The organism is Rhodococcus opacus B4, from assembly GCF_000010805.1.
Taxonomy (GTDB): Bacteria; Actinomycetota; Actinomycetes; order Mycobacteriales; family Mycobacteriaceae; genus Rhodococcus_F; species Rhodococcus_F opacus_C.
In genome coordinates this window covers 3,829,779-3,844,480 of record NC_012522.1, presented here as the reverse complement: position 1 = coordinate 3,844,480, position 14,702 = coordinate 3,829,779, and the positions used below count along the sequence as shown (strand labels likewise).

Sequence of the window (14,702 nt, the reverse complement as noted above, 5' to 3'; positions counted from 1 at the left end):
TCTAGGAAACCGGCTTCAGCGGATGGATTCCCGGCGCCCCGGCGAGGTGCTCACCGAACTTCCCGAGCGCGGCCTGGAAGTGCGGCGACTGCATGTGCGCGTCGAGCGCATCCTGGCCGGTCCACACCTCCACGGTGACGAAGGTTCCCGCGACCGCGGCTGATTCGAACACCTCGTACGAGATGCAGCCCTCTTCCTTGCGGCTCTCCACGGCCAGCGCGGACAGGCCGCCACCGACAATGTCCTCGGAGCCGGGCTTGGCAGGAATGGTCGCTACGACATGCAGATCGGACATCGACTCCCTTTCGTGAACGCCACCTCGTGTGGCCCGTCTCACGTAAGCACAGTTGAACCGGCTAGGAAACCCGAAGGCGCGTCAAATAATCGGCGACCTTCGGTTCGTCCCAGCCGTGCGCCTCGCGGAGACCGTCCGCGATGGTCGCCAGATAGGCGGGCGCCGGCGCGTTCCTGGCGACGACGTCGCCGCGCGCGCGGGTGGTGAACGTGCACATGGGGACGCCGTTGCGGGATCCGAGTGTGACCAGGCGGTCGTAGCAGGCGGGTTCCTGCGCGTGAATGTCCTCGAACTGTTCCCGGGTCAGCAGGAACGCGCGGGCCGCGACGGTACCGGGAGCGTCGGGGTCGTAGAACGCGCGGCCGCCGCCCCAGATCCGCGACTCTCCCGCGAAGAACACCGTGCCGGGAATCACCACCGGCATCGACGCCCGTGGGGCCCGTGCGTCGCGGGCGCCCGCGTGCACGAGGTTTCCCCCGGCCGGGCGACCACCACGCAGGTAGCAGGTCAGACGCGTCGCAGCCATGTTCGATCCATAGCTGACGTACCAGATCAGCACACAAACGACCGTACTCGGACAAGATGGTCACATGAGTCTTCTCGGCGAAGTCAGGAGATGGCGCAGCGGTGCACGGAAGCATCACCGGCTGCGGGATCTCGACGGCACTCTCGTCGTCGTCACCGGCGGCGGCAGCGGGATCGGGCGCGAGACCGCGCTGGCGTTCGCGTCCGAAGGTGCCGTCGTGGTGGTCGCCGATCGCGATCTCGAATCCGCGCAGCAGACCTCCGATCTCATCAACTCCGCTCAGATGAAGGGCGGCGGCGCCGTCGCCATCTTCGGCGGCGGCTCCCACGCGTATCAGGTGGACGTCGCGGTGGAAGACGAGGTGCAGCGTTTCGCGGAGAAGGTGCAGGCCGAGCACGGCACCCCCGACGTCGTGATCAACAACGCCGGAATCGGATATTCGGGGACGTTCACGAAGACTCCGCAGAAGGACTTCGAGCGGGTGATGGACGTGAACTTCTGGGGAGTCGTCTACGGTTCCCGCGCGTTCGCGGGGCAGATGATCGAACGCGGAACCGGTGGACACATCGTGAACCTGTCGTCCGCCGCGGCGTTCACACCGCAGAAGCGGCTCACCGCGTATGCGACGAGCAAGGCCGCGGTGTTCATGCTGTCGGACTGTCTCCGAGCAGAATTGGTGAATCACGGCATCGGCGTCAGCGCCATCTGCCCGGGACTCGTCCACACCAACATCATCCAGGCCACCGACTTCGCCGGCGCCACCCCGGAGGAGCAGGCACAGATGCGGGACCGGACCGACAAGCTCTACCGCAAACGGGGTTTCACCCCGGACCGGGTGGCGACCCAGATCGTGAAGGCCGTCAAGTCCAACAAGGCCGTCGTCCCCGTCACGCCCGAAGCCAGGTTCGGTCGCGCGCTGGGCCGCCTCAGCCCGGGCAGCATGCGGCTCGGCGCCCGCCTCGACCTCGGCTGATCCGCCTCAGGGCGTGGGCGCCTGCACCCGGCCGGTGTAGGCGTCCATGCTGTGGTAGACACCGAGACGGTCGGCCAGACGGTCCCAGGCACGCACCGGCAACACGGCTTTCGCGACCCTCGACAGGTACAGCGACCGCGGCAGCATCAGCAGCGGCCTGCCCTGCTGCATCGCCCGCCACGACCGGGCCGTGACCACTTCCGGGCTCAGGATCGGGGCGAACAGCGGGTTCTTCACGCCGTCGAACATGCCGGTGGAGATGTAGCTCGGGCACACCGTGGTGACCGTGACGTGCCCGTGACCAGCCTGGACCAGTTCGAGTCGCAGCGAGTCACTCCACCCCAGGACAGCCCACTTCGACGCCGCGTACACGGCCATTCTCGGCGTCGCCACGGTTCCGGCGGCCGAGGCGATGTTCACAATGCGGCACTGCCGGTGTCGGTCCTCGATCATGGCGGGCAGGAACTCGCCCGTGACGTACATCGGCGCGAGCGTGTTGACGTCCATCACGAATTTCGTGTCCGCCTCCTGGTCGTGATCCCAGAAGTACTTGCCGCGCACCACACCCGCGTTGTTGACGAGCACGTCGGGACGGCCGAACGCACCCCGGACCTCCGCGGCCGCTGTGCGGACGGAGTCGAGGTCGGCGACGTCGACGACCTGCGCGCGGACAGTGCATCCCGATTCGCGGAGTTCCTGCGCCGTGCGCGCGAGCGCGTCGGCGTCGATGTCCCACAACACCACCGCGGCGGCGTGGTCGGCGGCGGCGAGCAGGGCGAAGAGTCGTCCCATCCCCATGGCCGCCCCGGTGATCAGGACCGTCTTGCCGGCTGCCGAGAATCCCACGTCATGCTCTCCTTCGGTCGGCAGAAGCCGGCTCGTAGTACAGGGTTTCGATCTGGTTTTTCAACGCGACCTGCGCGCGGCGCAGCGCCTGCCACACCACCGGTGCGGCCACCCCGCCGAGGAGTTGTCCGGCCGGTCTGCCAGGAGAGTGGTAGCGGAAGTCGACGGTGAGTTCCGTTTCGTCGGGGCCCAGCGCCTCGAACGTCCAGACCGATGCGTGCACGCCGTGATCCAGTTCGAGGACCAGCCGGCGACCCGGATCCGACGCGGTGATCCGGGCGCGGGACGGCAGCGGCACCGGAACCACGGCCGTCTCCGGGTCGCTGAGGTACTCGAGGGCCATCGGGGGTGGGACGACGATCACCGTGGTGCTGCGCAACCCGATCATCGAACGCCCGGGACGGCGGGGGCCGGACAGGCAGAGCTGAATGGACAAGGCGGTTTTCCCAACGTGTCGGCGTCCGAGCTGCAGAGTGTGTGGTACATCGATGTACCGCATACTGGTGACGCTATACGGAATCACCGCAACACGGAAGACTACGATCCGATTCGATGACGAAACCCCAGCAAGACACCGGTGACGGGCGCGCTGCCCGATGGCGCGGTCAACGCGAGAAGCGGCGCTCGGAGTTCGTCGAACGGGCCCTCCTCGCCATCGCGGAGGAAGGTCCCGACGTGTCGGTCGCCACGATGGCCGTCTACGCCGAGGTCGCGCGCACCCGCATCTACCGGCACTTCGACGACAGCACCGACCTCAGGAACGCCGTCGCCCGCCGGGTCGCCGCGATGATGCTCCTCGAGTACGCGCCCGTGATCACCACCGACGGCGCGCCGCACGCCATCCTCACTCGGGCCGCGCGCACCCACCTCGACTGGGTCACCGAACACGCCAACCTGTACCGCTACCTGATGTCGTTCTCTCCCGCGGCCGAAGAGGTGCGGCGGGCCATCAGCACCGCCGTCGCCGACATGCTCCGCCCCTATCTCGATGCGCTCGGCACCCCGGCCACCGCGACACCGCTGGCCAACGCCCTGATCGGGATGGTCGAGTCGGTGGCGGTGGAGTGGATCGAGCGACCGGGCGGCACCGACGTCGGTGCGCTGACCGAGCAACTGGCCGCGTGGGCGTGGGCGCTGGTCGACACCACCATGCGCAGCCGCGGTGTCGTCCTCGACCCGGACCTTCCCCTACCGGCCCCCGACGCCCTCCGCACGTGAGCGGCAAAGCGTGCCGGAACACACTTTCCCACTCACCTGCGTAGGTGAGTGGCGAAGAGTGCCGGAACACACTTTCCCACTCACGTGCGGGACCAGCGGGCCAGGTATTCGCGCTCGGTGGCGGTGATGCGGCGTAGCCGCTGGGCGTCGACGTCCGCGACGGCCATCTGCGTGGTGGCGGTGACGGCGGGCGGGTCGGTGATCGGGGTACGCGCGCCGCGGACCTCGTAGCCGATGGTGAAGTCGACGGCCCGGTGCTTCGCGATCCACATCGTGATCCGGAGCGGGCTGTCGGAATGCCGCAACTGCGCCCGGTACTTCACGTGGATGTCGGCGATGAACGCACTCGTGATGAGCGAAGAATTCTCGCTGCCCTCGCTGAGCAGCCAGTCGATCCGGGCCTCCTCGAGCAACGTCACCATCCGCGCATGGTTGATGTGCTGGAAGGCGTCCATGTCGGACCACCGGACGGTCACGAAGGCGTCGTAGCCGACGACGGCGGCAGGGGAATCGGTCACGTTGGACATCATCCCCTGCCGCCGTCGGCGGAACTCACGCGATGTCGCGCAACCAGTTCCTCAGCCAGGTGGTGGCGGGCGTGCCCGAACCGTCGACCGCGTAGCTGGTGTAATCCTGGTGGGCCTGCGACTTGTAGAACTGCTCGAGTTCGTCGATGCGCTTCTCGTTGGACTGCTCGTCCAGCTGAGCCATCAGTGTGGGCACACCGCCGACCGCGAGGAGATCGTTCCAGATCGCGAGGGCTTCTTCCTGATACCGGCCGAACAGCGACGGCGTCGGATCCGAAGTCTGCGCGAGGAAACCGGCGAACCGCGTCACGAAGTCGTCCTTCGGCGTGGAGCAGTACAGGTCGCCGTACGCGCAGAAGGTGCGCGTGTTCTGGCTGACCCAGCCGAAGCCGCCGATGCGGGGACCACCGGCGCCGCTGCCGGCGACGGGCGGTCCGACGAGGGCGTCGGTCGGCGACCGCCGCGGATCGGAGACGAGTCCGACGGCCGCGATCTTGTCGGCGGGGACGACACCGAGGCCGGTGCCGATCTCCGCGGCGAGATCACCCGCGGCGTCGGCGCCCTGGCTGTAGCCGATGATCGACAGCTTCGTGTCGGGGCACTGCTGCGCCATCGACGACAGCATGCCCTTGGCGTTGGAGACCGCCTGCGCCTTCGAGCGCCCGTACACGTCGGACTCCCACGGGAAGGCGGTGGCCGCGTACGTGACGTAGTCGGTGCGGATCGACGACGGCAGACCGTTCGTCACCGCGGACAGCAGACCCGGGGTGGGCCGCACGTTTTCCTTGGTGGACGTCTCCCACGTCCCCGGAATGGCGACCACGTACAGGCTCGGGCAGGGGGCCGCGTTCGCGACTGCGCTCGTACCCACCACCCCCGACGCCACCGGGATGGCCGCGGCAGCGGCCACTGCGGTCAAGAATGCGATAACCCGTCTCATTGCCATGGCATCAACCTGTTCTCCCCTTCGCCGTCCAGCAGACGGGATGCTGCCAGGACGACGTGACCTAAAGATGCACGATCGGTAAATGAACGTTACCGATCGAACGTGACCCCCGCACGATAAACCGACACCCCGGTAGGAAAACCTACCGGGGTGCGGGTTGAACTGGCGGTTACAGCTACCGCTGCGGGGCGGTGGTGGTCTCGATCGGAGACGGCAGCGCCGTCTTGCCCTCGAGGTACGCATCGACCGCTGCGGCCGCCGAGCGACCCTCGGCGATGGCCCACACGATGAGCGACTGTCCGCGTCCCATGTCGCCTGCGACGAAGACGCCGTCGACGTTGGTGGCCCACTTCGCGGAGCGGGCGACGTTGCCGCGCTCGTTGAGGTCGACGCCGAGATCGGTGAGCAGGCCCGGCTTCTCGGGTCCGACGAAGCCCATCGCCAGCAGGACGAGGTCGGCCTCGAGCTCGAAGTCCGAGCCCTCGACCTTCTCGAAGCGACCCGACTTCATCTCGACCTCGTGGGCCTTCAGCGCGGTCACCTTGCCGTCGGCGCCGACGAACCGTTCCGTGTTCACGGAGAAGAGGCGTTCGCCGCCTTCCTCGTGAGCGGACGCGACGCGGTACATCAACGGGTACGTCGGCCACGGGGTGTGCTCGGCGCGGGTCTCGGGCGGTCTCGGCATGATCTCGAACTGGTGAACGCTCTCGGCACCCTGACGGTGCGAGGTGCCCAGGCAGTCCGCGCCGGTGTCGCCGCCACCGATGATGACGACCTTCTTGCCCTCCGCGGTGATGGTCGGCTGCTCGAGGTCGCCGAGTTGCACGCGGTTGGCGATCGGCAGGAATTCCATCGCCTGGTGGATGCCGTCCAGCTCGCGGCCGGGGATCGGCAGGTCGCGGGCCTCGGTGGCACCGCCGGCCAGGACCACGGCGTCGAACTGCGCGCGCAGTGCGTCCGCGGTGATGTCGACACCCACGTTGACACCCGTCTTGAAGACGGTGCCCTCGGAGTTCATCTGGTCGAGACGGCGGTCGATGTGCCGCTTCTCCATCTTGAACTCGGGGATGCCGTACCGGAGGAGCCCGCCGATGCGGTCGGCCCGCTCGAACACGGTGACCATGTGCCCGGCGCGCGTCAGCTGCTGCGCTGCAGCGAGACCCGCGGGACCGGAACCGACGACGGCGACCTTCTTGCCCGTCGAACGCGTCGGGTGCACCGGCTTGACCCAGCCCTCGTCGAAGGCGCGGTCGATGAGCTCGACCTCGACCTGCTTGATGGTGACCGGGTCCTGGTTGATGCCCAGGACGCAGGACGCCTCACAGGGTGCGGGGCACAGCCGCCCGGTGAACTCCGGGAAGTTGTTGGTCGCGTGCAGACGCTCGATGCCGTCCTGCCACCGGTCCTTGTACACCAGGTCGTTCCACTCGGGAATCAGGTTCCCCAGCGGACAGCCGTTGTGGCAGAACGGGATACCGCAGTCCATGCACCGGCTGGCCTGAGTCTTCAGGGTGTCCGACGAGAACTCCTCGTAGACCTCGTTCCAGTCGAGCAGACGCAACGGCACCGGCCTGCGAACCGGAAGTTCGCGTGACGTGTGCTTCAGGAAGCCGCTTGGATCACCCACGAGCTGCCTCCATCACTGCCTCGTCCACGTTCTTTCCATCCTTCTTCGCGGCCTCGATGGCCAAGAGCACCTTCTTGTAATCGCGGGGCATGACCTTCGCGAAATGATTGACCTGCTGCGACCAGTCGGAGAGGATGCGCGCGGCAACCTCGGAGCCCGTCTCGTCGCGATGACGCTCGATCGCGGACTTCAGCCAGGTGAAGTCGTCACCCGTCAGGTCCTCGAGATCCACCAGTTCCGTGTTCAGGTTGTCCTCGAACGCCTTGTCCGGGTTGTAGACGTACGCCACGCCACCGGACATGCCGGCACCGAAGTTACGTCCCGTCGCACCGAGGATGACGACCTTTCCGCCGGTCATGTACTCGCAACCGTGGTCGCCGACACCTTCGACGACGGCGGTGGCGCCGGAGTTGCGGACCGCGAATCGCTCGCCCACGACACCGCGGAGCAGAGCCTCACCGCTCGTGGCACCGAACAGGATCACGTTGCCGCCGATGATGTTGTCCTCGGCGACGAACCCGGGCGCGGTCTCCAGCGGCGGGCGCACCACGAGGCGTCCACCGGACAGGCCCTTGCCGACGAAGTCGTTGGCATCGCCGTGCAGGCGCAGGGTCATGCCCTTGGGGACGAACGCACCGAAGCTGTTACCGGCCGAACCGGTGAACGTGATGTCGATCGTGTTGTCCGGCAGTCCGTCGCCGCCGTACACCTTCGTCACCTCGTGGCCGAGCATGGTGCCGACCGTGCGGTTGACGTTGGTGATCGGCGACTCGAACGTGACCTTCTCGCCCTTGTCGAGAGCGTTGCGGCTCGCGACGATCAGCTGCTGGTCGAGCGCCTTGTCGAGGCCGTGGTCCTGGGTGCCCGTGCAGTACAGGTCCTGGTCCATGAACGCCGACTCGGTCTCGTGCAGGATCGGCGACAGGTCGAGGTTGCCGGCCTTGCTGCCCTTCCAGTGCTCGAGCGCCTTCGTGGTGTCGAGGACGTCCACCTGCCCGACGGCCTCGTCGAGGGTGCGGAAGCCGAGCTCCGCGAGAAGCTCGCGCACCTCTTCGGCGATGAAGAGGAAGAAGTTCTCCACGAACTCCGGCTTGCCGTTGAATCGCTTGCGCAGCACCGGGTTCTGCGTCGCGACACCCACGGGGCAGGTGTCGAGGTGGCAGACCCGCATCATGATGCAACCCGACACCACCAGCGGAGCCGTCGCGAAACCGAACTCCTCGCCACCGAGCAGCGCGGCGACCATGACGTCGCGGCCGGTCTTCAGCTGGCCGTCGACCTGCACGACGATGCGGTCGCGCAGACCGTTGAGCAGCAGCGTCTGCTGGGTCTCGGCGAGGCCGAGCTCCCACGGGGCGCCCGCGTGCTTCATCGACGTCAGCGGGGTGGCGCCGGTGCCACCGTCGTGACCGGAGATCAGCACGACGTCCGCGTGTGCCTTGGACACACCCGCGGCGACGGTGCCGACGCCGACCTCGGACACCAGCTTCACGTGGATCCGGGCCTGCGGGTTGGCGTTCTTCAGGTCGTGGATCAGCTGCGCGAGATCCTCGATCGAGTAGATGTCGTGGTGCGGCGGCGGCGAGATCAGCCCGACGCCGGGCGTGGAGTGCCGGACTTCGGCCACCCACGGGTACACCTTGTGCGCCGGCAGCTGGCCACCCTCACCGGGCTTCGCTCCCTGCGCCATCTTGATCTGGATGTCGGTGCAGTTCGTCAGGTAGTGCGACGTGACACCGAAGCGTCCCGACGCGACCTGCTTGATCGCGGACCGGCGCCAGTCACCGTTCTCGTCCGGCGTGAACCGGGCCGGGCTCTCGCCGCCCTCACCGGAGTTGGAGCGACCGCCGAGGCGGTTCATGGCGATGGCGAGCGTCTCGTGCGCCTCGGCGGAGATGGAGCCGTAGCTCATCGCACCGGTCGAGAAGCGCTTGACGATCTCGGTGGCGGGCTCGACCTCGTCCAGCGGGACGGGCTCGCGCACGCCCTTCTTGAACTCGAAGAGTCCACGCAACGCTGCGAGACGCTCCGACTGGTCGTCGACCAGCTTCGTGTACTCCTTGAACACCTCGTACTGCCCGGTGCGCGTGGAGTGCTGCAGCTTGAACACCGTGTCCGGGTTGAACAGGTGGTACTCGCCCTCACGGCGCCACTGGTACTCGCCGCCCACCTCGAGCTCGCGGTGCGCGCGCTCCTCGGGGCGGTCCAGGTACGCGTTGGCGTGCCGGACCGCGACGTCGGCCGCGATCTCGTCCAGACCGATGCCGCCGAGGCTGGACTGGAGTCCGGTGAAGTACTCGTCCACCAGGTCCTGCGACAGGCCGATGACCTGGAACAGCTGGGCACCGGTGTAGGACGCCAGGGTGGAGATGCCCATCTTGGACATCACCTTGAGCACACCCTTGCCTGCGGCCTTGATGTAGTTCTGGATGGCCTTGTCGAGCGTGACACCCTGCAACTCGTTGTTGCGGACTGCCTCGTCGACGGTCTCGAATGCCATGTACGGGTTGACCGCCGCCGCACCGAAACCGATGAGGAGCGCCATGTGGTGCACCTCGCGGGCGTCGCCGGCCTCGACGATGAGGCCGACCTTGGTGCGGGTCTTCTCGCGCACCAGGTGGTGGTGCACGGCCGACGTCAGCAGCAGCGACGGGATGGGCGCGTACGTCTCGTTCGACTCACGGTCGGACAGGACGACGAGCCGCGCACCACCGGCGATGGCCTCCGACACCTGGTAGCGGACGTCGTCGAGGGCCTTGCGCAGACCCGCTCCGCCCTCGGCCACCGGGTACAGACCGCGGACGATGACGCTGCGGAAGTTCGGGAATTCGCCGTCGTCGTTGACGTGAATGAGCTTCGACAGGTCGTCGTTGTGCAGGATCGGCTGCGGCAGGAAGATCTGCCGGCAGGACTCCGCGGTGGGGTGCAGCAGGTCGTGCTCGGGGCCGATGGTGCCGCCGAGGCTGGTGACGACCTCCTCGCGGATGGCGTCGAGCGGCGGGTTCGTGACCTGCGCGAACAGCTGCGAGAAGTAGTCGAACAGCATCCGCGACCGCGACGACAGCACGGCGATCGGAGTGTCGGTACCCATGGAGCCGAGAGCCTCGGCACCGGAGATCGCCATCGGCTTGACGAGGAGGTTGACCTCTTCGTTGGTGTATCCGAACATCTGCTGACGCAGAACGACACGCTCGTGCGACATGTAGGTGTACGGGCGGTCCGGCAGGTCGTTCATGTGGGTCAGACCCTGGTCGAGCCACTCCTGGTAGGGGTGCTCGGCGGCCAGTTCCGACTTGATCTCGTCGTCGCTGATGATGCGACCCTCGGCGGTGTCGACGAGGAACATGCGGCCGGGCTGCAGCCGGATCTTCTTCACGACGGTCGCCGGGTCGATCGGCAGGACGCCGACCTCGGAGGCCATGACGACGAGGCCGTCGTCGGTGACCCAGAGACGGGAGGGGCGCAGGCCGTTGCGGTCGAGGACGGCGCCGATGACGGTGCCGTCGGTGAAGCACACCGACGCCGGTCCGTCCCACGGCTCCATCAGCGACGAGTGGTACTGGTAGAACGCCCGGCGGGCGGGGTCCATGCTCTCGTGGCGCTCCCAGGCTTCCGGGATCATCATCAGCACGGCGTGCGGCAGGCTGCGGCCACCGAGGTGCAGCATCTCCAGCACCTCGTCGAACCGCGCGGTGTCGCTGGCGCCCTTCGTGCAGACCGGGAAGATCTTCTCGAGCTGGCTGCGCCGATCCTTGCCGGGCCCAACCTCTCCGGACACACCGAAGATGTCGCTGTCGATGAGGGCCTCGCGGGCACGCATCCAGTTCTCGTTGCCGGTGACGGTGTTGATCTCACCGTTGTGGGCCACGCGCCGGAACGGGTGGGCCAGCGGCCACGACGGGAACGTGTTGGTGGAGAAGCGCGAGTGCACGAGGCCGAGGGCCGACTCGACGCGGTCGTCCTGCAGGTCCAGGTAGAAACCCTTGAGCTGCGGGGTGGTGAGCATGCCCTTGTAGACGAACGTCTGGCTCGACAGGCTCGGGAAGTACACGGTCTCGCGACCGGGGCCGTCCTTGCCTGCGCCTTCGCTGCCCAGCTCGTGCTCGGTGCGCTTCCGGATGACGTAGGCGCGGCGCTCGAGGTCGAGTCCGGTGAGGGCGTCGTTCTCGCTGCCGATGAAGATCTGGCGGAACGTCGGCATCGCGTCGCGGGCCAGGGCGCCGAGCGACGAGTCGTCGGTCGCGACCTCGCGCCAGCCGAGGACCTTCAGGCCCTCGCTCTCGACGATCTTCTCGACGGCGTCGGCTGCGCGCTGCGCGTCGGCCTTGCTCTGCGGCAGGAACGCGATGCCGGTGGCGTAGGTGCCTGCTGCCGGCAGCGGGAAGTCGACCACGGCGCGGAAGAACTTGTCCGGGACCTGCAGGAGGATGCCGGCGCCGTCACCCGTGTTGGGTTCGGAGCCCGCGGCACCACGGTGCTCGAGGTTCACCAGAGCGGTGATCGCCTTCTCGACGATGTCCCTGCTGCGGCGGCCCTTCATGTCCACGACGAACGCGACACCACAGGAGTCGTGCTCGTTCGACGGGTGATACAGCCCCTGGGGGCCTGGAAGTTGCTTCATACCTAGCCTTCGTATGCCAAAAGATGCACCGACGACCAGCAGCGCTGATGGCCATCAACTTGCAATGCAGGTGCCGTCACGACGTGCTCGGCACCACCGATCGGCTATCGCCCTTTTGCAGCACGCTGGGTGTGGTCCTCGCACCAGGCGACGTGGCTTTTCGGTCGGGTCGGACTTTCGTGGGTCCAACGTGTAACGAAAACGATAATTCAGAACCCCTGACGAAACACAACTTAGGTTGGCCTATTTACCCTCTGAACTGGGCATTGTCGAGGGCGGGCCTCGTCCGACTGCACTGAGTACATGTTAAGTGAGCGCACCGAGGAGCGCTGTAATTCCCGCAGTCGGATCGAAATCGAGATCCGGGACGGTGAGCTGATGGAGAATTACACCGTCCAGGTAGTCGGTGACGACGACGGCGTCGGCTGCGGGGTTTCTCGATCCCACGACTGCCAGCATGTCCGCGCCCCATTCCACCAGCGCGCGCCGGGCCGATCCGATCTTCGCGTCCAGCCCCGGCGTGACGGAGGCCTCGACGAAGAGTGCGAACCGCGCGCTCGTCCGCACCCGGTCGGGACCAGTGGAGAATCTCACGAAGGCGGCCAGCGCCTCGACCAGCGCATCCTTGCTGTCGGGGCGGAGGTGCGCGAACTTCTCCCAGTCCTCCCGGTCACGTTCGACGAGCCGTGTGACCATCCCCTCGAGCAGCGCGCCCCGGCTGCGGAAGTAGTTGGACGTGGATCCCTGGGGTATCCCGGCCAGTTCGTCGACACCGCGGTGCGTGAGTGCCCGGACCCCCTTGGTGCCGAGAAGCGCGATGGCGGCGTCGAGTACCCGCTCCCGTTTGTCAGCCATACCGTGACACTACATCGGTAGTAAATTCACTACACCCGTAGTAGCGTGGTGGTCATGACGCACTCCGCAGCAGTCCTCGGCGGCGGCATCGGCGGACTCGCAGTCGCCCGCTACCTGTCCCGCGCCGGCTGGCACGTCGACGTGTTCGAGCGGGCCGACGCCCTGCCCACGTCGGGCACAGCACTCGGTATGTGGCCGCAGGCCCTCGACGCGCTGGACGCGATCGGCGCGGGCGACCGGGTCCGCACGCTCGGATCACCCCAGCACCGCGGCTCACTCCTGCGTCCCGACGGATCCGTGATCGGCACCATCGACAACCGCGACCGCACCGCCTACCTGCTGTCGCGGCCCGCCCTGCTGACCACGCTCGCCGAGGCACTGCCCGACGGCATGATCTCGTTCGGCACCCCCGCTCCCGCCCTCGACGCGCTGACAGACCACGACGTCGTGATCGGTGCCGACGGTCTGCGCAGCCCCACCCGCACACAGCTGTTCGGCGACAAGTTCGAACCACGATATGTAGGAGCCACCGCCTGGCGCGGCTGGGTGCCCGGACATCGCGACACCGTCAGCGAAACCTGGGACGCAGACGCACTTTTCGGGATCACCCCGCGCGACGGCGACCTCGTCAACTGGTTCGCGTGCATCCGCACCGGCGCCGGGCATCCCGGCGGCCTCGACTTCCTCCGCTCGCGGTTCGGGAAGTGGCATGCCGACGTCCGGGCCGTGCTCGACGCCGCCACCCCCGACGCGATGCTCCACCACGACCTGTACGAGTCCCCCGCCCTCCCGTCGTACGTGTCGGGCAGCACGGCGCTGCTCGGCGACGCCGCCCACGCGATGGCGCCGAACCTCGGCCGCGGCGCGTGCGAGGCCCTCGTCGACGCCGTCACGCTCGGCCGATTCCTCACCGCCGACACCGACATTCACACAGCGCTCCGCCGCTACGACCGCACACGGCGGCCCGCGACGCGGCGGCTGGTCCGCGGATCGCGCGCCATGTCCTCCGTCGCGATGACCGGCCGTCTCCGTCCGCTGCGCGACCTGACGGTGAAGCTGGCCGCAGGCCTGGCCTGACCGGACTCTGGTGGCGCGGGAACGGTTGCCCGTCTGGTACTTTGCCGCGGTAGGGGGAAGAGAAAGAACCGGGGGCGGTCATGGGGGCGGTGAACGACGGCTGCGGCAGTGCGCCGGCAGCACGGACGGATCTCATCAGGGAAACAACACATCCACCGTGTCGGTGGACGCATTCTGCTGTGCTCGCTTCCCTCTTTCGGTGCCTCTGATCTGCATCTCTTCTGCGTTTGCTTCGTCAGCACCAGTCCGTTCGATCAACCACGTCCGTTCGACTTCAGGAGTTCAGACTTGAGAATCCGCATGCACGCTCTGGCCGCCGCGATTTCGGTGTCCGCCGCCGCACTGCTCGGAGCCGCCACCGCACACGCCGCTCCCACCACGCCGCCGTCGACGTCGCAGCCGGGTGTCACCGACCCGTCGGCCGCGCCCACCACGTCGCAGCCCGGCGTGACGGTCCCGACCACGCCGCCCAGCACGTCCCAGCCGGGGGTCACCGACCCGGCGGCTCCGGCTGAGACGACGCCCGCTGAGACGACGCCCGCTCCCCCGCAGGCTCCGCTGGCGGTCCCCCGCGGCGAGACCGCTGTCCCCGCTGCTCCTCTCGCGCCCGACCTGGCGCTGGACGCCCCGGCACCGGCGGCCGAGGAAGTCGTCGCCGAGGCACAGGCCGCCCAGCCTGCGACCGTGTGGATCGACCCCGAAGACATGCCGAAGTCGCACCAGGCACCCGTCGCCCCCGCCCTGCCCGTGCCGAAGCCGGTGGTCGAGGTGAACGCGGCCGCCGACACGCTGGTCGGCGCGGTGCCGGTGGCCGTCAACGGCCGCCAGTACGGCAACCCCGAGGGGTACGTCGGGACCATCGGCTGGCGGGTCGGCGACGCCACCGGAACCGCGGGCATCGCCGTCGACCCGTCCTCGCCGACCGCCGCCACCGTCTCCGCGTTCTCGGCCGACTCCAACGCCGAGCACCCGACGAACTGGTCGGCACCCGTCGACGTCACACCCGTCGCCGCCGCGATCGCGGACGCCGCCTACCGGTCCCCGGCGTTCGCGCAGCTGGTGCAGACGATCGCGTCCCTGCCCGCACCGCAGCTGCCGCAGCTGCAATCGACCGACAGCGGTGCGGCGACCACCACGATCGCCGGCGTGAACGTGCGCAGCCAGGCGACGCTGCACGTGTGATCCGATTGC

At 67.9% G+C, this 14,702-nt stretch carries 13 protein-coding genes; 4 read left to right on the top strand and 9 right to left on the bottom strand.

Annotated elements, in window-relative coordinates; all coding sequences use genetic code 11:
• Position 1 precedes the first annotated feature (1 nt).
• The gene (locus ROP_RS17510; RefSeq protein ID WP_012690730.1) at positions 2-295 is read right to left on the bottom strand and encodes a putative quinol monooxygenase; all 294 of its coding nucleotides are present in this window, start codon (positions 293-295) and stop codon (positions 2-4) included.
• Between the two features lie 61 nt (positions 296-356).
• The gene (locus ROP_RS17505) at positions 357-854 is read right to left on the bottom strand and encodes a hypothetical protein (protein ID WP_012690729.1); all 498 of its coding nucleotides are present in this window, start codon (positions 852-854) and stop codon (positions 357-359) included.
• A 31-nt stretch (positions 855-885) separates the two neighbouring features.
• Here ROP_RS17505 and ROP_RS17500 point away from each other — a divergent pair, with 31 nt between their 5' ends.
• Positions 886-1,794, top strand: a complete 909-nt coding sequence (locus ROP_RS17500; protein WP_012690728.1) for an SDR family NAD(P)-dependent oxidoreductase — start codon at positions 886-888, stop codon at positions 1,792-1,794.
• Positions 1,795-1,800: 6 nt separating this feature from the next.
• On the opposite strand, the gene ROP_RS17495 is transcribed toward ROP_RS17500, so the two are convergent.
• Both ROP_RS17495 and ROP_RS17490 read right to left on the bottom strand, forming a co-directional pair.
• Positions 1,801-2,640 (bottom strand): SDR family NAD(P)-dependent oxidoreductase, encoded by an 840-nt coding sequence (locus ROP_RS17495; RefSeq protein ID WP_012690727.1) that lies wholly within the window; start codon positions 2,638-2,640, stop codon positions 1,801-1,803.
• Between the two features lies 1 nt (position 2,641).
• Complete coding sequence (locus ROP_RS17490) at positions 2,642-3,076, bottom strand: SRPBCC family protein (protein ID WP_043824904.1); 435 nt, start codon at positions 3,074-3,076, stop codon at positions 2,642-2,644.
• A 116-nt stretch (positions 3,077-3,192) separates the two neighbouring features.
• Here ROP_RS17490 and ROP_RS17485 point away from each other — a divergent pair, with 116 nt between their 5' ends.
• Positions 3,193-3,858 carry a TetR/AcrR family transcriptional regulator gene (locus tag ROP_RS17485; protein WP_012690725.1) on the top strand — a complete coding sequence of 222 codons (666 nt, stop codon included), beginning with the start codon at positions 3,193-3,195 and terminating at the stop codon, positions 3,856-3,858.
• A gap of 80 nt (positions 3,859-3,938) precedes the next feature.
• Here ROP_RS17485 and ROP_RS17480 read toward each other — a convergent pair whose 3' ends face one another.
• The 5 genes from ROP_RS17480 to ROP_RS17460 all read right to left on the bottom strand — a co-directional run bounded on the left by ROP_RS17480 (position 3,939) and on the right by ROP_RS17460 (position 12,434).
• The gene (locus tag ROP_RS17480; RefSeq protein WP_080512496.1) at positions 3,939-4,388 is read right to left on the bottom strand and encodes an acyl-CoA thioesterase; all 450 of its coding nucleotides are present in this window, start codon (positions 4,386-4,388) and stop codon (positions 3,939-3,941) included.
• Positions 4,389-4,410: 22 nt separating this feature from the next.
• Positions 4,411-5,325 carry a cutinase family protein gene (locus tag ROP_RS17475; protein WP_012690723.1) on the bottom strand — a complete coding sequence of 305 codons (915 nt, stop codon included), beginning with the start codon at positions 5,323-5,325 and terminating at the stop codon, positions 4,411-4,413.
• A gap of 181 nt (positions 5,326-5,506) precedes the next feature.
• Entirely contained in the window at positions 5,507-6,958 is a 1,452-nt protein-coding gene (locus ROP_RS17470) for a glutamate synthase subunit beta (RefSeq protein ID WP_012690722.1), read from the bottom strand.
• Entirely contained in the window at positions 6,951-11,579 is a 4,629-nt protein-coding gene (gene gltB / locus ROP_RS17465) for a glutamate synthase large subunit (protein WP_012690721.1), read from the bottom strand. Before gltB ends, ROP_RS17470 begins: the two co-directional genes overlap by 8 nt.
• 306 nt (positions 11,580-11,885) lie before the next feature.
• Positions 11,886-12,434 (bottom strand): TetR/AcrR family transcriptional regulator, encoded by a 549-nt coding sequence (locus tag ROP_RS17460; protein ID WP_012690720.1) that lies wholly within the window; start codon positions 12,432-12,434, stop codon positions 11,886-11,888.
• A gap of 54 nt (positions 12,435-12,488) precedes the next feature.
• Here ROP_RS17460 and ROP_RS17455 point away from each other — a divergent pair, with 54 nt between their 5' ends.
• Complete coding sequence (locus tag ROP_RS17455) at positions 12,489-13,511, top strand: FAD-dependent oxidoreductase (RefSeq protein WP_012690719.1); 1,023 nt, start codon at positions 12,489-12,491, stop codon at positions 13,509-13,511.
• Between the two features lie 300 nt (positions 13,512-13,811).
• The gene (locus tag ROP_RS17450) at positions 13,812-14,693 is read left to right on the top strand and encodes a hypothetical protein (RefSeq protein ID WP_043824902.1); all 882 of its coding nucleotides are present in this window, start codon (positions 13,812-13,814) and stop codon (positions 14,691-14,693) included.
• Positions 14,694-14,702 lie beyond the last annotated feature (9 nt).